Here is an 18,823-nt window from a genome sequence, read left to right as displayed (position 1 = left end):
ACCCCGAGCGGACGTCCACCACTGACGAAGCCGCACACGCGCGTGGGGCCCCACCAACGATGGCGGGACCCCACGCGTGCGCGCCGCATGTTCGGCTCAGCGGCTCGCAGCCTCCAGCACCGAGTCCGACTCGGAACCTCCGGAGGACTCCGCATCCCCCGTCGACTCGGCCACCGCCGCGAGCTCCGCCGCCCGGCGCCTCGTCGGGATCAGGAGCGTCGCGACCCCGGCGAGGGCGACCACCGCCGCGCCGGTGACCAGTGCGGGCTTGAGGCCGTCGACGAAGGTCTGGGCGGTCTGGTAGCCGCCCTGGGCCGAGAAGATGGACGCCATGATGGCGATACCGAGGGCGCCGCCGACCTCACGGAGCGCGTTGTTGGCGCCGGAGGCGATGCCCTGTTCCTGCGGGCGGACGCTGGACATGACCAGGTTGGAGGCCGGCGCGAAGAACAGGGCCATGCCGATGCCGCTGAGGATCAGGCCGGGCAGCTGAGCGGCGTAGGAGACATCGGTGGTGACGACGTAGGACATGTAGCCGAGGCCTGCCGCCTGCAGGAAGAGGCCGGCGGCGACGACCGGGCGGCCGCCGATGCGGTCGGAGAGGATGCCGGCGATGGGGGCGACGAGCATCGGCATGCCGGTCCAGGGGAGCATCCGCAGGCCCGCCTCGGTGGGCGAGTAGCCGAGGACGCCCTGCATGTACTGGCTGAGCAGGAAGATCGAACCGAACATCCCGAGGAACATCAGCAGGCTCGCCGCGTTGATCCCGGAGAAGGCGCGGGAGCGGAACAGGCGCATCGGGAGCATGGGGTTCTTGGCGTTGACGCTGTAGAGGATGAAGCCTGCGAACAGCGCGCTCCCCGCGAACAGCCCGGTGAGGACGAGCGAGCTGGTCCACCCGTCGGCGGGCCCGCGGACCAGGCCGTAGACGATGCCGAAGAGGCCGCCGCTGGCGAGCAGGGTGCCGGGGATGTCGAGCGGGGCGCCGGTGCCGTGCGACTCGGACAGGCGGAGGCGGGCGAGCGGCAGCAGGGCCAGGCCGAGCGGGACGTTCAGCCAGAAGATCCAGTGCCAGGAGATGTGCTCGGTGAGGCTGCCGCCGATCAGCGGTCCGGAGGCGACGGCGAGTCCGTTCACGGCGCCCCAGATGCCGAACGCCATCCCGCGCTTGGCGGCGGGTACGGCCGCCGTCAGCAGGGTCAGTGTCAGCGGCATCATGATCGCCGCTCCGACACCCTGGACCGCGCGGGCGGCGATCAGGGAATCGATTCCGGGCGCCATGGCCGCGGCGGCCGAGGCGCCGGTGAATATGGTGATGCCGACGAGGAAGAGCCGGCGGCGGCCGAACCGGTCGCCGAGCGCCGCGCCGAACATCAGCAGGACGGCGAAGGTGAGCGTGTAGGCGCTCACGGTCCATTCCAGGTCGCCCAGCGCTCCCCCGAGGTCCTTGCGGATGGACGGCAGGGCGGTGGTGACGACGAGGTTGTCGAGGGCCGCCATGAATCCGGCGACGCTGGTGATGACGAGGGCCCAGACCATGCCCCCGCGCGGTGCGGTCTGTTCTGACATCGCTCCCCCAGTGGGTGATCGCTATCAATGATTAGTTATCGATGACTAACTTTGACGCTCATGAAGAGGCACAGAATCCGCCCCTTGCCAACCACTACGACTTCTCCAGCCGACCGGTGACACGGGCCTCGGGGTACATCCCCTCCCAGACCCTGTGCTCGGGCGGGAAACCCATGGCCACAAGGGTGTTGATCAGCATTCCGTGTGCCATGAAGGTCGCGGTCTCGTTCACATCCGCCCCCATGGACACATGCACGATGTCCCAGAGCCTCATCCAGCCCTTGCGCACGGCCTCGCCGAACTCGTGGTCACCCTCCGCCTCGGCGGCGGCCACCGTGATGTACGTCTGCATCTGCATCAGAAGCTTCTCGGGATGCTCCGTGATGAGCCGCACGTAGGCGTCGGCCATGGCATGCACGGCCTCTTCGCCCTCCAGCCCCTTGGACGACTCCTCCACGACCCGGCGCACGTCCTCGACACACCTGAGCGAGGCCGCCGCGAAGATCGCCTTCTTGCCCGGGAAAAGCCGGAAGAGATACGGCTGCGAGACACCGACCCGCTTGGCGATCGCCTCGGTGGAGGTGCCGTAGTACCCCCGCTGCGCGAACTCGGTGATCGCCGCGCGGATGACGCTCTCGCGCCTCTCCTCTGCGCTCATCCTGACCATGCGAGAAAGTTAGTACTCAATCACTAACTAGGTCAAGGGGAAGCGCGCGGCGGGCTTCCAGCGAGTAGCGCGGCGTTTCGCGTGTGATGCGACGCACAGGCGGGACAGCTCCGATACCGGACGGCGTCACTGCCGGTGACCGAATCGGCGCGACCGACCTACGCGTAAGGGGCGCCCGCAATGGCGGACACCCCTTACGTCAGTTCACGCGAGTCGTACGACCGCTCGTGACATCCCCAGCACCTTCTGCCCGGAGCTGGTCGCCACGAGGTCGACGCGGACCGTGTTGTCGTCGAGCTTGGCCGCGACCTTGGCGCTGACCTCGACGGTCGCGCCCTGGTCGTCGTTCGGGACGACGACGGGCTTGGTGAAGCGGACGCCGTACTCGACGACCGCGCCCGGGTCGCCGGCCCAGTCGGTGACGACGCGGATCGCCTCGGCCATGGTGAACATGCCGTGCGCGATGACGTCCGGGAGGCCGACGTCCTTGGCGAACTTCTCGTTCCAGTGGATCGGGTTGAAGTCCCCGGAGGCACCCGCGTACTGGACGAGGGCGGCCCGCGTCACGGGGAAGGTCTGGGCCGGCAGCTCGGTGCCGACCTCGATGTCGTCGTAGGCGATCTTCGCCGTCATGTCAGCTCTCCTCCGCCGCGCGGGCCACGAGCTTGGTCAGGGCGGTCACGACGTGCTCGCCCGCCTCGTCGTGGACCTCGCCGCGGATGTCCAGGATGTCGTTGCCCGCCATGGACTTGATCGCCTCGATCGTGGAGGTGACGGTGAGGCGGTCACCGGCGCGCACAGGGCGGACGTAGACGAACTTCTGGTCGCCGTGGACGACCCGGCTGTAGTCGAGGCCGAGTTGCGGGTCCTGGACGACCTGTCCCGCGGCCTTGAAGGTGATGGAGAAGACGAAGGTCGGCGGGGCGATCACATCGGGGTGGCCGAGCGCCTTGGCCGCCTCCGGGTCCGTGTATGCCGGGTTGGCGTCCCCCACCGCTTCCGCGAACTCACGGATCTTCTCCCGGCCCACCTCATAGGGGTCGGTGGGCGGGTAGGACCGCCCCACGAAGGACTGGTCGAGCGCCATGCCTCGGCACCTCCTGATGCTTACTTCTTCTGATAAACGACACGAGGCCGCCCCCAACGTGCGGGGACGGCCTCGTGTACGAGCCTGATACTTATCGCGTTTCGCGATGCGCGGTGTGCGCATTGCAACGCGGGCAGTGCTTCTTCATCTCCAGTCGGTCCGGGTTGTTACGCCGGTTCTTCTTGGTGATGTAGTTCCGCTCCTTGCACTCCACGCAGGCCAGCGTGATCTTCGGGCGGACGTCGGTGGCAGCCACAGGAGTGCTCCTTGACGAACGGATGGGACTATGAACGCATAACAGAGTAGCCGATCGAAGGACCGACCCCACAATCGGCTACTGTCAGTAGCGGTGACCGGACTTGAACCGGTGACACAGCGATTATGAGCCGCTTGCTCTACCGACTGAGCTACACCGCTGTGATGGGATCGGTTCCCACCTTGCGGTAGGAACCTCTCACACCAGAGCCCCAATACGGAATCGAACCGTAGACCTTCTCCTTACCATGGAGACGCTCTACCGACTGAGCTATTGGGGCGAGCGATGAAGACATTACACGCTCCGCCGCCGTTCACCCAAATCCGTTTCGTGGCACCGCCGCAGCCGCTTCCGCGGCCCTCCCAGAGGCCTCTCCAGCCCCTCCCGCACGGCGGACCACACCGGTACGACTATTGCGCTCCTCCCCGCCGCGAGCGGATCACCGCCCTAGGCTCGACTCACTCTGCGTGATCTTGCGCCCCTTTGCGCAGCCCCAGTACTGAGCCCCGAAGCCCCGAGCCCGCGAAGCCCTGAGACCCTGGAGCGCGATGCCCGACAGCCAGCCCCAGCCGTCCCACTCGTCGTCTGGTCCGTCGGGTTCCTCAGGCTCGTCGGGACCGGTCGACCCGGCCGCGCTCCTGTTGTGCGGAGCCCGGCTCACCGACGGCAGGACCGTGGACGTACGGCTGGGCGGCGGGCGCATCGAGGCGGTGGGCACGGCCGGCAGCCTGGCGGCGGACGCCACGCGCGCGTGCGGGTCGCGTGTGGACCTCAGCGGCTACCTCCTCCTCCCGGCCCCGGCGGAGCCGCACACGCACAGTGACACCGCCCTCTCGGCCGAGAAGGGCGGACCGGTCTCCTACGACCCCGACGACGTCCAGCGCCGCGCCACGGAGGCCGCGCTTCTGCAACTCGGGCACGGGGCAACCGCGCAGCGGGCACACGTGCGCGTGGGGGACGTTCAGGGTCTGGGCGCGTTGGCCGCCGTACTGCAGGCGCGGCGGGCGCTGCGGGGGCTGGCGGAGTTGTCGGCGGTGGCGATGCCTCGGCTGCTGACCGGGGTGGCGGGGGCGGACGGGCTCGCGATGCTTCGGGACGCGCTGAAAATGGGTGCCTCCGTAGTGGGTGGTTGTCCAGATTTGGACCCCGATCCGACGGGGTACGTGGAGGCGGTCCTGGAGGTCGCGTCCGAGCACGGCTGCCCGGTGGACCTGCACACGGACGCAGCCGACCCGACCCGCCTCGCCCGGCTGGCGGCGGTCGCGGGCGGGATGCGCCCCGGGGTGACGCTCGGCCCGTGCGGCGGCCTGGGACGGCTGCCTGCGGACACGGTCACGCGGATCGCGGACCAACTCGCGGCGGCCGGCGTGACGGTGGTGTGCCTGCCGCAGGGCGGCTGCGGCGGCGTCGACCGCCGGGGCACGGCTCCCGTACGACTGCTGCGCTCCGCCGGTGTCCAGGTGGCGTCGGGCAGCGGCGCCCTCCGCGATGTGTCCAACCCCGTGGGCCGCGGGGACCCCTTGGAGGCGGCCTACCTGCTGGCCTCGCGTCACGGGATGCGGCCCGAGGACGCGTACGACACGGTGAGTTCGTCGGCACGCGCGGCGCTCGGCCTGCCCGAGGTACGGGTCGAGGCGGGATTTCCGGCCGAACTGCTCGCGGTGCGCGGCGACCGGCTCGCGGGTGCGCTCTCGCTGGCGTACAGCCGGATCGTGGTGCACCGGGGGCGCGTGGTGGCACGGACGAGCGCGGTACGGGAGTACTGCAACACGGCGGCGGGCTCGGAGTTGGGGCTGCCGCGGCAGGGACGGGGCGAGTTGTCGTGAGCCGCCGTTCCTGCGCCGGGGCGTACGCCTGAGGCGCTGGGGCTCGTGTCCGCGCGCCCGGCGCGTGCGCCGTGGGTGCGTGCTGCTGGGACGCGGCTGAAGTCATGCGGCGCGTGCGGCCGTCCGGGCGTACGGTCGAAGGCATGCGCATTGTCATCGCTGGAGGTCATGGTCAGATCGCGCTGCGGCTGGAGCGTCTGCTCGCCGCGCGCGGTGACGAGGTCGCGGGCATCATCCGCAACGCCGAACAGAGCGAGGATCTACGGGCGGCCGGTGCCGAACCGCTCGTGCTCGACCTGGAGTCGGCCTCGGTAGAGGAGGTCGCGGCTCTGCTGCGGGGCGCGGACGCGGCGGTCTTCGCGGCGGGCGCGGGCCCGAACAGCGGCACGGCCCGCAAGGACACGGTGGACCGGGGTTCGGCGGTGCTGTTCGCCGACGCGGCGGTCCTGGCGGGCGTACGGCGCCATGTCGTCGTGTCCTCGATGGGCGCGGACCCGGCGCACTCCGGGGACGGTGTGTTCGACGTGTATCTGCGGGCCAAGGGCGAGGCGGACGCGTATGTACGCGGTCTCGGCGCCCTGGACTGGACGATCCTGCGCCCCGGTTCGCTCACGAACGACGCCGGCACCGGTCTCGTCCGGCTGGAGGCCCACACCGGCCGTGGCGCGATCCCGCGCGACGATGTGGCCGCCGTACTCGCGGAGTTGGTGGAGACGCCGGCGACGGCCGGCCTGACACTCGAACTGATCGGCGGGCCCGCGCCGGTGTCGGTGGCGGTGAAGTCGGTGGCGGGGAACTGAGGTTCCGCGCCGGGCGTTGACCTACTGCCACTGCCTGGAACGTCCTACTGCCACTGCCTGCTGCCACCGCCTAGAACAGGGGCATCTGGCCGGGGAACTCCGGCACCGCGTATCCGTCCAACGCGGGCTGCGCCGCCCCGAGTTCCGCCTGGCGACGGGACCCGGGGCACGACACGAGTTCCCCGCTCTCCCGCGCGCCGGGCGGGTCGTGTCGCGCGAACCGTCCGGCCACGACGGCGATTTCGCGACGGCACTCGGGGCAGTTTCTGCGGCGTGACGACATGGGATCAGTCTGCCCCGCCGCAGGCCGCGTCGGCTGTCGAGGCTCGCTCAGCTGTGGGAGACGGTGAGCCCGTAGAAGGCGACCCGGGCGCCCTTGGTGGTGCTGTCGGAGGACGACTGGTTGTACGAACCGGCCTTGAAGTACTGCTTGTAGGCGTTGAACGACGACGGTATGGCGTAGTGCGTGGTGCTCCCGTTGACCGTCAGATTGATGGTGTTTCCGCCCGAGACGCCGATGGTGTAGCTCCACGTCTTGCCGACCGCCACGTTGCCGACGGTGTGCAGGGTCTGGCCTCCGGAGGGCGAGTTCTCCGTGCCGAGGACGATGTCGCCGCTCGACCGGTAGTACAGCTCCAGCAGCGGCTTGGTGGACGTGCCTCCGGTGCCGAGGTGGATCTGGCCGACGCAGACGTTCGAGGTGACGGACACGACCCGTAGCGTCGCCTTCATCGTGTGCGTTCCGCTGAGCGACCAGTCGGCGGCGCTACCGCTGCGGTTCATCTCCCGCAGTTCGGAGCGGGCGTAGTTCGAGTTCGGGGTGGTGACGCCCTTCTCCGGCGCCCAGAAGGTCATCGCGCCGTCGCGGGTGTCCGTGTAGAAGTACGAGTCCTGGAACCCGTTGGCCCCCTGGAGCCGGGCCGACGAGATCGTCGTGGGCGAGCCGGGGGAACCCACCGGCTCCTGGAGCTGCCACACGCCCAGGTCGAAGTTCCCGCCGGGCGCGACGGTCGGATCCGCCAGGGGCGAGGCGACGACGTGGGTGGTGTTGCTGCCGTTGGTACTGCCCGACGCGGCCGGAGCGGCGAGGGCCAGCCCACCGGTGACGGCGGTGACGGTGGCCAGGGAGGTGAGCAGCGTACGCATGCGCATGGGGGGTGCCTTCCTGTCTGCTCGTTGGACTCGGTTGGCGATGAGCGTTCACATGTGTTCACGTAGATGAACTTTGTGTTTCAACATGAACGCGATGTCGCGACAGTAGGGCTGTGGCACGGGCACGTCAAGGTTGGCGGCAGGGCGGGCGGGGGCCTTGGGATGGGCCGTGGGATGCCTCGGGAGTGCCCGGAAACGGCGAAAGGGTCTGCGATCAGCATTACTGCTGATCGCAGACCCTTTCGATCACGTGGCGGCGCCAGGGTTCGAACCTGGGTAGGCTAAGCCGGCAGATTTACAGTCTGCTCCCTTTGGCCACTCGGGCACACCGCCGGGGACGCTGCCTCTCGAACCGCTTTTCGGCGGCGCTCCGTGGCAACGACGTAAACGATACCCGATGCACAGGGGTGCTTCGCCACCCGATAGATCGGCGCTCGGAGGGGAGGGGGTGGCTAGGCTTATGCGGATGCGGCCCGGGGCCTACACCGGGCTCGGCGGCTGTCCCCACGCACGCCGATACGCAGTGACACGCATCGATACGCACCCGGATACAAGGAGCCACAGGACATGGCCGACTCCAGTTTCGACATCGTCTCGAAGGTCGAGCGGCAGGAGGTCGACAACGCCCTCAACCAGGCCGCCAAGGAGATCTCGCAGCGCTACGACTTCAAGGGCGTGGGTGCCTCGATCTCGTGGTCCGCCGAGAAGATCCTCATGGAGGCGAACTCCGAGGAGCGGGTCAAGGCGATCCTCGACGTCTTCCAGTCCAAGCTGATCAAGCGCGGCATCTCGCTGAAGGCGCTGGACGCCGGTGAGCCTCAGCTCTCCGGCAAGGAGTACAAGATCTTCGCGTCGATCGAGGAGGGCATCTCCCAGGACAACGCGAAGAAGGTGGCGAAGATCATTCGTGACGAGGGTCCCAAGGGCGTGAAGGCCCAGGTGCAGGGCGACGAGCTGCGGGTCAGCTCGAAGAGCCGCGACGACCTGCAGGCCGTGCAGGCCCTGCTCAAGGGCAAGGACTTCGACTTCGCCCTGCAGTTCGTGAACTACCGGTAGAACGGCGCTCCGCGCGTCCGCCGCGCGCGGATACGAGGAAGGGTGGGCACCCGTCGGTGCCCACCCTTCTCGCCTGCTGGCTGCGGCACGGGGGCGCGCCAGGACCTGTCCGGCCCGAGAGGTCCTGGCTAGTTGCGCGAGTTGCCGAACAGGATGCGGATGACGATCAGGAGAACGAGCGCGCCGCCTATCGCGGAGGCCCAGGTGGCGCCGTCGTAGAAGTTCTTGGCGACGGGGTGGTCCAGCCAACGGGCCGATATCCAGCCGCCGATGAACGCCCCCGCGATGCCGATGATGGTCGTACCGATGAAGCCGCCCGGGTCGCGGCCCGGCAGCAGGAATTTGGCGATGGCTCCGGCCAACAGTCCCAGGATGATCCAGCTGATGATGCCCATGCCGCGAACCTGCCCTTTCACGCTGTGCTTGCACTGAACCGGAGCTGTGAATTCCGCCCGGACAGGCTGTGTTCGTAGGTCCTTGCGCACGGCCTGTCGCTGCATGTTCCGCCGTGTCGATGAACAGGACGCCGCGGATGCGTGTGGTGGTTGCAGGCATCCGCGAGCCGGCGCCGGGGAGGCCGTTCGCGCCGGGGAGCGCTCAGGACGCCTGTGCCGTCGTGCGTATACGGAAGTCGGTCCACGGCTTCGGCTCGGCGCCGCCTTCACAGTCCGCGTACCAACCTGTGCCGCCGAGCCAGCCCTGGAGCCACTCGGCGAGGCTGGGCGCGTCCACGTACCAGGCGTTGTCCGCCTCGTCGGCGTTCGGCTCGTAGAGCAGCACCGTGGCCTGCGGGGTTCGACAGTCCACGCACGCGTACATCGCGCAGCCCCAGTGGGATATCGGCAGGACGCCCTCGGGCCAGGGCCAGTCGGGGTCCTCGCGTCCGCTCGCGCGGTTGGCGAGATACTGCGTAACGGCGGCGGGCTCGCCGGCGGGTGGGTTGTCGAGCAGGGGCAACAGGCCGTACTCAGGGCCGAATCCGCCGTCCCCGATGCGTGAGTAGAGCGCTGCGAGCAGCGGAGGCAGGCTGAAGCCGAGGGCGGCCTCGGCTCGGGTCACTGTGGACTCGTCCACGGGGGCGGGGAGTGAAGTCCAGCCCCATGGGCGGGTGTTGCGGGCTTCGGTCGCCACTCGTGCCAGCAGTCGCTGCTCGTTCTCGGTCATGGCTTCATGGTGCCGCGCGCCACTGACAATCGGGCCGGCCTGTGGACAACCCGGCGGTTGTGGAAAAACTGCAGGCAGTAGGCCTGGTGGGGTGGCGGGCGGGGTGCGGTGACGAGCAGTCAGGCCAGGCGGACGTCGACATGCCTTTCGGCGAGGAAGGCGAGCAGTTCCTCGAACGTCGGTGGGCGCCGGCCGGTGTGCGGGGTGACGCCGAGGCTGGTGCGGGCGACGGCGGCGTCGTGCCAGACGAGAGTGAAGGGCGCGGTGGCTCCCCAGCGGCCGCGCAGGCAGTCGTTCAGGGCATCCAGGCCCCAACCGAAGTATCCGGCGGGGCCGTTGACCGCCTCGCCGAGGGCGCAGAAGAAGCCGGGCGGGTCGGTGATGTGTCTGCCGTCGAGGTGGTAGGTGGTGGCCGGCGGCCGGTCCGGGGTGGTGTGGGCGTGGTTCTCCAGGGCCGTGTCCAACCAGAACCGTCGGCCGTCGGCGGCGCAACATGCCCAGCGGCCGGGCTCGGCGGGGCGGCCCTCACCCCACAGGTCCCATACCTGGCGGGCCGCGAGAGGCGGTCGTTCCGACCATGGGTCGAGGGTGAGGTCGACCAGGCCCGGGCCGCGCGCGGACGGGATCCAGGCCCGTAACTCGCCCTCGACGGCGGGCTGCACGGGCCGACCGGACGAATCGATACGGACCACCTTGGCGTGGCCGAGATCCTCTTCCCCGCCGTCCAGCGCCGCACGTAGCGCACCGCGCGGGGAGCAGCCCAACAGGCGCAGGGGAGGCTCCAGCGGATCGGGGCGGTCCTCCTGGACGTGGGCCAAGTCCCGGCAGCCGCCCCATGGTTCGCCGTCCGGGCCCAGCAACCGGTAGCCCGGGGAGAGTGGCGGGCACTGCGGGTAGTCGTAGAGGTTGTCGTCCGACGGTACGCCCTCGACGGTGACGTCCCTCAACGACAGGTCACGCGCGCAAGGGCGGTCGGCGACGACGCGTACCTCCTCCAGCCACCACTCGCCCTCTCCCCCGCCGGCCTTGCCGAGCGGCTCCAGGGTGAGGCGGCCCAGCGGCGCCGAACCGTCGGCACGCGCGCGTGCGAGGGCCGTGCGGAGTTCGCCCTCGGGTGCGCAGCCGAGCAGTTCGTACGTCTCCCGCACGGGTGGGGGCGGGTCGGCGAAGAGGTCATCGGCGTCCTCGCACAGGGCCCAGGTCTGCTCGTAGCCGTGCTCGCCGGTGGACTCGGCCCCTTCGTCGTACGACAGCAGGACGTACTTCGGCGCCCCCACCACTGCCCGCCGTCAGCGGGTGGCGAACGGCTGGTCCGTGGGCACGATTTCGCGGCCCAGGGGGAACAGCGAGACCGGGATCAGCTTGAAGTTGGCGATGCCGAACGGGATGCCGATGATCGTGATGCACATGGCGATGCCGGTGACGATGTGCGCGAGGGCCAGCCACCAGCCCGCGAGGATCAGCCACAGGACGTTGCCGACGCAGGAGGGCGCGCCCGCGTCACGGCGCTCGACCGTCGTGTACCCGAAGGGCCACAGGGCGTAGACACCGATACGGAACGCGGCGATGCCGAACGGGATGCCGATGATGGTGATGCACAGCAGCGCGCCCGCGAAGAGGTACCCGAGGAACAGCCAGAAGCCGCTCAGGACGAGCCAAATGACGTTCAGGATGGTTTTCACTGAGGGCGACCTGCCATCTTCTCGAGCCGGGCGATGCGCTCCGCCATCGGCGGGTGTGTCGAGAACATCTTGGAGAGTCCCTGGCCCGGGCGGAAGGGGTTCGCGATCATCATGTGGCTCGCGGTCTCGATGCGGGGCTCCGGGGGCAGCGGAAGCTGCTTGGTGCCGGCGTCGAGCTTGCGCAGCGCGCTCGCGAGGGCGAGGGGGTCTCCGGTGAGCTGGGCACCGGACGCGTCGGCCTCGTACTCCCTGGAGCGGCTGATGGCCAACTGGATGAGGCTGGCCGCGAGGGGCCCCAGGATCATGATCATCAGCATGCCCAGGATGCCGGGGCCGTCGTCGTCGTTCGAGCGGCCGATCGGGATCAGCCAGGCGAAGTTGACCAGGAACATGATCACCGAGGCGAGGGCGCCGGCGACCGACGAGATCAGGATGTCGCGGTTGTAGACGTGGCTGAGTTCGTGGCCGATGACTCCGCGCAACTCGCGCTCGTCCAGGATGCGCAGGATGCCTTCCGTGCAGCACACGGCGGCGTTGCGCGGGTTGCGGCCCGTCGCGAACGCGTTGGGGGCCTCCGTGGGCGAGATGTACAGGCGCGGCATGGGCTGGCGGGCCTGGGTGGAGAGGTCGCGGACCATCCGGTACAGGGCCGGGGCCTCGAACTCGCTCACCGGGCGGGCGCGCATCGCGCGTAGCGCCAGTTTGTCGCTGTTCCAGTACGCGTACGCGTTCGTGCCCAACGCGATCACGACGGCTACGACGAGGCCCGTGCGGCCGAAGAAGCTGCCGATGACGATGATGAGTGCGGACAGTCCCCCGAGGAGAACTGCGGTCCTGAGCCCGTTGTGCCGGCGGTGCACGGTACGCCCTCCAAATCGTGCAGCAGGGGAACCCTTTGCTTGCTGATCTCTGATGCCACTGGTGTCGTGGTGCCACGTCCAGTGGACCCTCCCGTACTGGTCAACGCCAGGCGGGGGGCTCTAGTTCCCTTGTGCGTACGGCGCCGGGGGTGGGCCGTCCGGGTGAGGACAGCGGTATGTGCCGGTGGCTCAGAAGAGTCCGGTGTCGGCGAAGCGCAGGACCAGTTGGGGTGCTCCGGAGAGGGCGATTCCGAGGGCGCCGGTCAGGGCGAGCGCTGCGGTGAGGGGGGCGGGGACGCGGTGCTTGTCGTGTTCGCCCTCGGGGACGCGGAACAGCAGGGCCGTCCACTGGAGGTAGTAGAAGAGCGCGATCACCACGTTGACGGCCATGACGACAGCCAGCCAGCCCAGACCCGCGTCGACGGCCGCCGAGAACACGGTGACCTTCGCGAAGAGCCCGATGACACCCGGCGGCAGCCCGGCGAGGCACAGCAGGAAGAAGGCCAGGAGCAGAGCGGCCAGGGGGTTCGACGCGTACAGGCCGCGATAGTCGCTGATGCGGTTGAGGGCTCTGCTACGGCCCACCAGGGCGGCCACCGCGAAGGCGCCGAGGTTCACGGCCGCGTACATGAGGGCGTAGGCGACGGTGGAGCCGATCGACTTCTGGGCGTCCTTGGAGTACGCGGCGGCGGCGATCGGTACGAGGAGGTAGCCGGCCTGGCCGACGGAGGACCAGGCGAGCAGTCGTACCGCGCTGTACGCGCGCGTGGCCTGTTGGCGCAGGGCGCCCAGGTTGCCGACCGTCATGGTGAGGGCGGCCAGTGCGGCGAGTGCCGGGCCCCATACGTCGGCGTACGACGGGAAGGCGACGACGGTGACGAGGATCAGGCCGGAGAAGCCGACCGCCTTGCCGACGACCGACAAGTAGGCGGCGATCGGGAGGGGTGCTCCTACGTAGGTGTCCGGTACCCAGAAGTGGAAGGGGACGGCTGCCGTCTTGAAGGCGAAGCCGATGAGGGTGAGGACGACGCCGGTCTGGGCGAGGGTGTGGAACTGACCGTCCACGTGCTGGATGCGGTCGGCGATCTGCGTGAGGTACAGGGTGCCCGTGGTGGCGTACACGAAGCTGACGCCCATCAGGCTGACCGCGGTCGCGGTGACCGAGGACAGGAAGAACTTGAGGGCCGCTTCGGCGGACTTCTTGTCGCCGTGCCGGATGCCTACGAGGGCGAAGGCGGGCAGGGAGGCGACCTCCAGGGCGACGATCAGGGTCGCGAGGTCGCGGGAGGCGGGCAGGAGGGCGGCGCCCGCGGCGGAGGACAGCAGCAGGAACCAGTACTCCCCTTCGGGGAGTCCCTTGTCGGCGTCCTTCAGGGTGGTGATCGACAGAAGGGCAGCCACGAGGGCGCCGCCGAGGACCAGGAACTGGATGACCAGGGTGAAGTGGTCCGCCGTATAGCTGCAGGCGGTCGCGTCGCCGGTGAGGCAGAAGGTGGCCCGGTCGCCGTCCAGGAGGGGCAGCAGCATGAGCGCTGAGGCGGCCAGGCCCGCGACCGACACCCAGCCGAGGAGGGCTTTTCGGGCCTCCTGGAGGAACAGGTCGGCGACGAGGACCACCAGGCCGACGACCGCCGTGATCGTGGGCGGTGCGATCGCGAGCCAGTCGACGGACTGGACCATCGACTCCGCGAGAGGCTGGGCCAGGGCGCTCATCGGGTGCCTCCTGCGAGGAGCTGCTGCACGGCCGGGTCGGTCAGGCCGAGGAGTGCCTTCGGCCACAGGCCGGCGGCGACGGTGAGGGCGACGAGCGGGGTCCAGGCCGCGAACTCGTACGTCTGGACGTCGGCGAGCTTCGGCGTCTCCTGCGCCACGGCGCCCATGCAGACGCGGCGGACCACGGCGAGCATGTACGCGGCGGTCAGCAGGGTGCCGAAGGCCGCGATCGCCATGAAGGTGAGGAACGCGGGGCGGCTGAGGTCGGCGGCGGGCTTGAACGCGCCGAACAGGGCCAGCATCTCGCCCCAGAATCCGGCGAGTCCGGGCAGTCCGAGCGAGGCGACGGCGGCGAAGGCGAGCAGGCCGCCGAGGCGCGGGGCCTTGCCGTAGAGGGCTGCGCCGGTCCCTTCGGCGAGGGTGTCCAGGTCGGTGGTGCCCGTGCGGTCCTTGAGGGCGCCGACGAGGAAGAAGAGGAGGCCGGTGATGAGGCCGTGGGCGATGTTGGCGAACAGCGCGCCGTTCACGCCGGTCGGGGTCATCGTCGAGATGCCGAGCAGGACGAAGCCCATGTGGCCGACGGAGGAGTAGGCGATGAGGCGCTTGAGATCGCCCTTCGCGCCCTGTCTGGCGAGGGCGAGGCAGGCCAGGGAGCCGTAGATGATCCCGACGACGGCGAAGGCGGCAAGGTAGGGCGCGAAGGTGTGCATGCCGTCGGGGGCGATCGGCAGCAGGATGCGGACGAACCCGTACGTGCCCATCTTCAGCAGGACGCCGGCCAGCAGGACCGAGCCGACGGTCGGGGCGGCGGTGTGGGCGTCGGGCAGCCAGCTGTGCAGCGGCCACATCGGCGTCTTCACCGCGAGCCCGATCCCGATCGCCAGAACGGCGATGACCTGCACGGATGTGGTCAGCGACCGGCCGTTGTCAGTGGCGAGTGCCACCATGTCGAATGTGCCCGCCTTGATTCCGATCAGGAGCAGGCCGAGCAGCATGACGACGGAACCGAGCAGTGCGAAGAGGATGAACTTCCAGGCGGCCCGGGTCCGTTGGGCGCCGCCCCAGCGGGCGATGAGGAAGTACATCGGGATGAGGACGGTCTCGAAGGCGAGGAAGAAGAGGATCAGGTCGAGGACGGCGAAGGTGGCGAGGGTGCCGGACTCCAGGACGAGGATCAGGGCGACGAATGCCTTCGGGGACGGGCCCGTAGGCATCTTGAAGTAGGAGTAGAGCGCGCAGAGGAAGGTCAGCAGCGCGGTCAGGACCAGGAGGGGGAGGGAGATGCCGTCGATGCCGAGGTGGATGCGCACGTCGAGTGCGGGGATCCAGCTGATGTCGGTCGTGGCCTGCATCTTCGACGGATGGTCGTGGTCGAAGCCGAGCGCGAGGACGATCGCGGCGATGAGGATCACGCCGGTCACGGTGACGCCGTGCCTTAGTACGGCCTGCTCGGGCGACTTCCCCTTCAGCCCGGGCGGGGCGGGCAGCAGGGCGGCGACGGCGCCGAGGAGCGGGCCGACGACGACGAATGCCAGAAGGACCTGCATCACGGACTCGTTGATATCGATCACGCCTGCTCACGCTCCCGTGGCGACGAGGAGGACGGCGACCGTCAGGACGACGGTGCCGGCGAGCAGCGCGCTCACATAGGTCTGCATATTGCCGGTCTGGGCGCGCCGTACGGCGGCTCCGAGCAGGCGGGGCAGGGTGCCCGCGCCGCTTACGTAGGTGTCGACGACCTCGCGGTCGAGGAACCGGACGAGACTCGCCGCCGCCATCACCGGGCGGACGAACAGCACCGCGTACACGGCGTCGAGGTGGAAGCCGGAGGCCGCGTGGCGGTGCAGCGGGCCGAGCAGGAGGCGGCCCGGGTCCGCCGGGTCGGGTGCCGAGGCCACGTCTCCGTAGGCGGCGGTGTGGCTCGCGATGGCCTCGGCCTCGACGAGTCCGGCGTCGCCCTCCGGGTGGGCCGCGACCGCACCCATCGGTGCGCGGGCCGCGAGCGCGGTGGTGTGCCGCCAAGCGCCGTAGGTGAGGATGCCGCCGACCAGAGCGACGCCCGTGCCCAGCACCGATGTGGTGAGCGTCGGGGTCAGGTCGCGGCCGTCGAACCAGTCGGGGAGCACGCGGTAGGCGAGTCCGCCGAGGGCGAGGGACGGAACGGCGAGCACCCACAGCACGGCGTTCATCGCCACGGGCTGCCTACCGTGGTCGGGAGCCTCAACTCCCCGGCCGTGGAAGGCGAGCAGCCACAGGCGTGTCGCGTACGCGGCGGTGAGCAGGGCCGTGAGCAGGCCGGCGACGAGGACGATCCAGCCCGCGGCACCGGGGATGTGTGAGGTGTGCTCGGTGGCCGCGTGTTCGGCGGCGCCGAGGACGGACTCCTTGGAGAAGAAGCCGCTGAACGGCGGGATCGCGGCGAGCGCGAGGAGCGCCACGGTCATCGTCCAGAAGGCGTCGGGGACACGGGCGCGCAGGTTGCCCATGCGGGACATGGCGGCCAGCGAGTTGGTGCCGGAGGCGTGGATGATCACGCCGGCCGCGAGGAAGAGCAGTGCCTTGAAGGCGCCGTGGGACAGGAGGTGGAAGACGGCGGCACCACGGTCGCCGACGGCTAGGGCGCCGGTCATGTAGCCGAGTTGGCCGATCGTCGAGTAGGCGAGGACGCGTTTGATGTCGTCCTGGGCGAGCGCGGCGAGACCCGAGCCGGCCATCGTCACGGCGGCCATGACGGCGAGGACGACCATCGCGGCCGAGGAGGCCTCGAAGACCGGGAGGAGACGGGCGATGAAGTAGACACCGGCGGCGACCATCGTCGCGGCGTGGATCAGCGCGGAGACGGGGGTCGGGCCCGCCATCGCGTCGGGGAGCCAGGTGTGCAGCGGAAACTGCGCGGACTTGCCCGCCACCCCGGCCAGGAGCAGCAGGGCGATCAGCGTCGGGTGGTGCAGCCCGCCGCCCGCGACGGTGCCGAGCACCTTGGTGATGCGGAAGGACCCGGCGTCGGTGGCGAGCGCGAACAGGCCGATCAGGAAGGGGACATCGCCGAGTTTGGTGACGAGGAAGGCCTTGATGGAGGCGGCGCGGGCCTCCGGGGTCTCCCAGTAGTGGCCGACGAGGAAGTAGGAGCAGATGCCCATGACTTCCCAGCCGACCAGCAGCACGATCAGGTCGCCGGAGTAGACGACGAGGAGCATCGCGGAGGTGAAGAGGGAGACGAGGGCGGCGTACGAGGGGTAGCGCGGGTCGTCGCGCAGGTAGCCCGTCGAGTAGATCTGCACACAGGTGGCGACGAAGCCGACCAGGACGGCGACGAGGGCGGCGAAGCCGTCGATGTGCAGGGCGAGTTCGACGGGGACCGAGCCGGTGGGCGTGAGTTCGGTGGCGGAGTCGATGGCCGCGTCGCCGCCCTGGCGTACGGCGACGACCGCGGCAAGCGCGAGCGCGGCGAGCGTCGGCAGCACGGCGAGCGGGCGGACGAAACCGGGGGCGGTGCGGCCCAGGAGCAGGCCGGCCGCGGCGCCCAGGAACGGGAGGAGAGGGACGAGGACGGCGAGGGTGGTCGTGGTCACGCGGTGGCCTCAGCCTTCTCGGCCGCGGGGGGCTCGGTGCCGTCGCCGTCAACGGCGTCGCTGTCGGGGCCGTCGGTTTCGTAACCCTCGGCGGTGTCGCGGAGCTTGTCGATGTCCGAGGTGCCGCGGCCCCGGTAGACCGCGAGGACGATCGCCAGGCCGATGCCGATCTCGGCGGCGGCGATGGCGATGGTGAACAGGGTCAGGGCCTGGCCGGAGTGCAGCTTCTCGTCGGCGGTCCTGCTGAGCCAGACGTCGAAGGCGACCAGGTTCAGGTTGACGGCGTTGAGCATCAGCTCGACCGACATCAGGACGAGGATCGCGTTGCGGCGGGCGAGGACGCCGTAGATACCCGTGCAGAAGAGGAGGGCGGAGAGCACGGCGGGATAGACGAGGTGCATCAGCGGGCTCCCTTCTGCTCGGTGGGGTTGTTGTGCTCCGTGGGGTTCTTCAGCTTGGTGGGGTTCTTCAGCTCGGTGGGGTTCTTCAGCTCGGTGGGGTTCTTCAGCTGTGACGGGGTGTTCCGCTCGGTCGGATCGTTGCCTTGAGACCGGCCATTTCGCCCGAACGTGTGATTGCGGGAATCCGGGACGGATGGGGAACTACCGGTCGCACCCCGGGAGTTCACAGGGGGAGAGCTCGACTCCGCCTTCGCTTTGCGGGACAGGACGATCGCGCCGACCAGGGCCGCGAGGAGAAGGACGGAGAGGGCCTCGAAGGGGAGGACCCAGTTCTGGAACAGGCTCGCGCCGGTCACCGCGGTCGAGCCGGCGGCCGGACCGTCCAGGTCCATCCAGGTCGCGCGGAAGGCGTCGACGACGACCCACACCAGGGCCGCCGCGGCGGCGACGGCCACGGCGAGGGCGGCCCACCGGTTGCCGGAGTCCGCGTCCGGCGAGCGGCCGATGGGGGCCTTGGTGAGCATCAGACCGAAGAGAAGGAGGACCACGACGGAACCGACATAGATGAGGACCTGCACCCAGGCGATGAACTCGGCGGTGAGCAGGAGGTATTCGACGGCGAGGCCCCCGAGGGCGACCACCAACCACAGAGCGGCGTGCACCAGCTGCTTGGTGGTGACGGTAACCAGGGCGGCGCCGAAGGTGACCAGGCCGACGAGGAGGAAGGCGATCTCGGCGCCGGTCGGGGAGAGGAAGCCGTGCGGGTGGGTGGCGGCGACGGTTGCCGGGGCAGTGGTCGCGGTTGCCGAGGCGATGGCGGCGAGGGTCACGACTGTCCCTCCGGCGGCTCGGTGGGGTCGGCGGGTTCGGTCGGGGCGGCCTCGGCGGGGCGGGGCGGGGCGGCCTCTGTGGGCTTGGTCGGTGTGACCTCTGCGGGCTTGGTCGGCGCGGTCCCTGCGGGCTTGGCTGACGCGGCCTCTGCAGGCTCGGCCTCTACCGGCTTGGCCGCCGCAGTCCC

General features: G+C 69.7%; 20 protein-coding genes and 3 tRNA genes. 3 read left to right on the top strand and 20 right to left on the bottom strand.

Annotated features, from left to right (window positions below):
- Positions 1-96: 96 nt before the first annotated feature.
- The 7 genes from OO70_RS39270 to OO70_RS39240 form a co-directional block, all read right to left on the bottom strand.
- Entirely contained in the window at positions 97-1,569 is a 1,473-nt protein-coding gene (locus tag OO70_RS39270; RefSeq protein WP_043682746.1) for a DHA2 family efflux MFS transporter permease subunit, read from the bottom strand.
- Positions 1,570-1,663: 94 nt separating this feature from the next.
- Entirely contained in the window at positions 1,664-2,236 is a 573-nt protein-coding gene (locus OO70_RS39265) for a TetR/AcrR family transcriptional regulator (RefSeq protein ID WP_043682744.1), read from the bottom strand.
- A 204-nt stretch (positions 2,237-2,440) separates the two neighbouring features.
- Positions 2,441-2,869 carry a MaoC family dehydratase gene (locus OO70_RS39260; protein ID WP_043682742.1) on the bottom strand — a complete coding sequence of 143 codons (429 nt, stop codon included), beginning with the start codon at positions 2,867-2,869 and terminating at the stop codon, positions 2,441-2,443.
- A 1-nt stretch (position 2,870) separates the two neighbouring features.
- On the bottom strand, positions 2,871-3,323 hold the full coding sequence (locus OO70_RS39255) for a MaoC family dehydratase N-terminal domain-containing protein (RefSeq protein WP_043682739.1): 453 nt from the start codon (positions 3,321-3,323) through the stop codon (positions 2,871-2,873).
- A gap of 91 nt (positions 3,324-3,414) precedes the next feature.
- Positions 3,415-3,579, bottom strand: coding sequence for a 50S ribosomal protein L33 (rpmG, locus tag OO70_RS39250; RefSeq protein WP_003948671.1), 165 nt, complete (start codon positions 3,577-3,579; stop codon positions 3,415-3,417).
- Between the two features lie 88 nt (positions 3,580-3,667).
- Positions 3,668-3,740 (bottom strand) — tRNA-Met (locus tag OO70_RS39245).
- A 46-nt stretch (positions 3,741-3,786) separates the two neighbouring features.
- Positions 3,787-3,859: transfer RNA gene (locus OO70_RS39240), tRNA-Thr, on the bottom strand.
- A 268-nt stretch (positions 3,860-4,127) separates the two neighbouring features.
- Between OO70_RS39240 and OO70_RS39235 the strand changes: the two genes are divergently transcribed.
- The gene (locus tag OO70_RS39235; protein WP_043682736.1) at positions 4,128-5,405 is read left to right on the top strand and encodes an amidohydrolase family protein; all 1,278 of its coding nucleotides are present in this window, start codon (positions 4,128-4,130) and stop codon (positions 5,403-5,405) included.
- A gap of 143 nt (positions 5,406-5,548) precedes the next feature.
- A complete protein-coding gene (locus OO70_RS39230) occupies positions 5,549-6,205 on the top strand; it encodes an NAD(P)H-binding protein (RefSeq protein ID WP_043682880.1) in 657 nt (218 codons plus the stop codon).
- A gap of 70 nt (positions 6,206-6,275) precedes the next feature.
- On the opposite strand, the gene OO70_RS39225 is transcribed toward OO70_RS39230, so the two are convergent.
- The 3 genes from OO70_RS39225 to OO70_RS39215 all read right to left on the bottom strand — a co-directional run bounded on the left by OO70_RS39225 (position 6,276) and on the right by OO70_RS39215 (position 7,690).
- Positions 6,276-6,488, bottom strand: coding sequence for a hypothetical protein (locus tag OO70_RS39225; protein ID WP_043682733.1), 213 nt, complete (start codon positions 6,486-6,488; stop codon positions 6,276-6,278).
- A gap of 47 nt (positions 6,489-6,535) precedes the next feature.
- A complete protein-coding gene (locus OO70_RS39220; RefSeq protein WP_051742026.1) occupies positions 6,536-7,357 on the bottom strand; it encodes a polysaccharide lyase family 7 protein in 822 nt (273 codons plus the stop codon).
- A 251-nt stretch (positions 7,358-7,608) separates the two neighbouring features.
- Positions 7,609-7,690 (bottom strand) — tRNA-Tyr (locus OO70_RS39215).
- Positions 7,691-7,924: 234 nt separating this feature from the next.
- Between OO70_RS39215 and OO70_RS39210 the strand changes: the two genes are divergently transcribed.
- Positions 7,925-8,413: a YajQ family cyclic di-GMP-binding protein gene (locus OO70_RS39210; protein ID WP_043682730.1), complete on the top strand. Its 489-nt coding sequence runs from the start codon at positions 7,925-7,927 to the stop codon at positions 8,411-8,413.
- 128 nt (positions 8,414-8,541) lie between these two features.
- Here the strand turns inward: OO70_RS39210 and OO70_RS39205 are convergent, their stop codons facing one another.
- The 10 genes from OO70_RS39205 to OO70_RS39160 form a co-directional block, all read right to left on the bottom strand.
- Positions 8,542-8,808, bottom strand: a complete 267-nt coding sequence (locus tag OO70_RS39205; RefSeq protein WP_043682727.1) for a GlsB/YeaQ/YmgE family stress response membrane protein — start codon at positions 8,806-8,808, stop codon at positions 8,542-8,544.
- Between the two features lie 202 nt (positions 8,809-9,010).
- Positions 9,011-9,577: an SMI1/KNR4 family protein gene (locus OO70_RS39200; RefSeq protein ID WP_043682724.1), complete on the bottom strand. Its 567-nt coding sequence runs from the start codon at positions 9,575-9,577 to the stop codon at positions 9,011-9,013.
- 119 nt (positions 9,578-9,696) lie between these two features.
- Entirely contained in the window at positions 9,697-10,854 is a 1,158-nt protein-coding gene (locus OO70_RS39195) for a barstar family protein (RefSeq protein WP_043682721.1), read from the bottom strand.
- Positions 10,855-10,866: 12 nt separating this feature from the next.
- Entirely contained in the window at positions 10,867-11,259 is a 393-nt protein-coding gene (locus tag OO70_RS39190; protein ID WP_043682718.1) for a YccF domain-containing protein, read from the bottom strand.
- A complete protein-coding gene (gene htpX / locus OO70_RS39185; protein ID WP_043682714.1) occupies positions 11,256-12,119 on the bottom strand; it encodes a zinc metalloprotease HtpX in 864 nt (287 codons plus the stop codon). Before htpX ends, OO70_RS39190 begins: the two co-directional genes overlap by 4 nt.
- 189 nt (positions 12,120-12,308) lie before the next feature.
- Positions 12,309-13,832, bottom strand: coding sequence for an NADH-quinone oxidoreductase subunit N (locus OO70_RS39180; RefSeq protein WP_043682707.1), 1,524 nt, complete (start codon positions 13,830-13,832; stop codon positions 12,309-12,311).
- A complete protein-coding gene (locus tag OO70_RS39175; protein WP_043682705.1) occupies positions 13,829-15,403 on the bottom strand; it encodes a complex I subunit 4 family protein in 1,575 nt (524 codons plus the stop codon). The genes OO70_RS39180 and OO70_RS39175 overlap by 4 nt, the downstream gene beginning before the upstream one ends.
- A 6-nt stretch (positions 15,404-15,409) precedes the next feature.
- Complete coding sequence (locus OO70_RS39170; protein WP_043682702.1) at positions 15,410-17,404, bottom strand: NADH-quinone oxidoreductase subunit 5 family protein; 1,995 nt, start codon at positions 17,402-17,404, stop codon at positions 15,410-15,412.
- Positions 17,401-17,805 (bottom strand): NADH-quinone oxidoreductase subunit NuoK, encoded by a 405-nt coding sequence (gene nuoK / locus OO70_RS39165; RefSeq protein WP_043682700.1) that lies wholly within the window; start codon positions 17,803-17,805, stop codon positions 17,401-17,403. Before nuoK ends, OO70_RS39170 begins: the two co-directional genes overlap by 4 nt.
- Complete coding sequence (locus OO70_RS39160; protein ID WP_043682697.1) at positions 17,805-18,635, bottom strand: NADH-quinone oxidoreductase subunit J family protein; 831 nt, start codon at positions 18,633-18,635, stop codon at positions 17,805-17,807. The genes nuoK and OO70_RS39160 overlap by 1 nt, the downstream gene beginning before the upstream one ends.
- Between the last annotated feature and the right edge of the window lie 188 nt (positions 18,636-18,823).

It is taken from the genome of Streptomyces xylophagus, assembly GCF_000716435.1.
Classification (GTDB): domain Bacteria; phylum Actinomycetota; class Actinomycetes; order Streptomycetales; family Streptomycetaceae; genus Streptomyces; species Streptomyces xylophagus.
The sequence above is the reverse complement of the archived record's forward strand: the minus strand, read 5'-3'. Positions and strand labels throughout refer to the sequence as shown.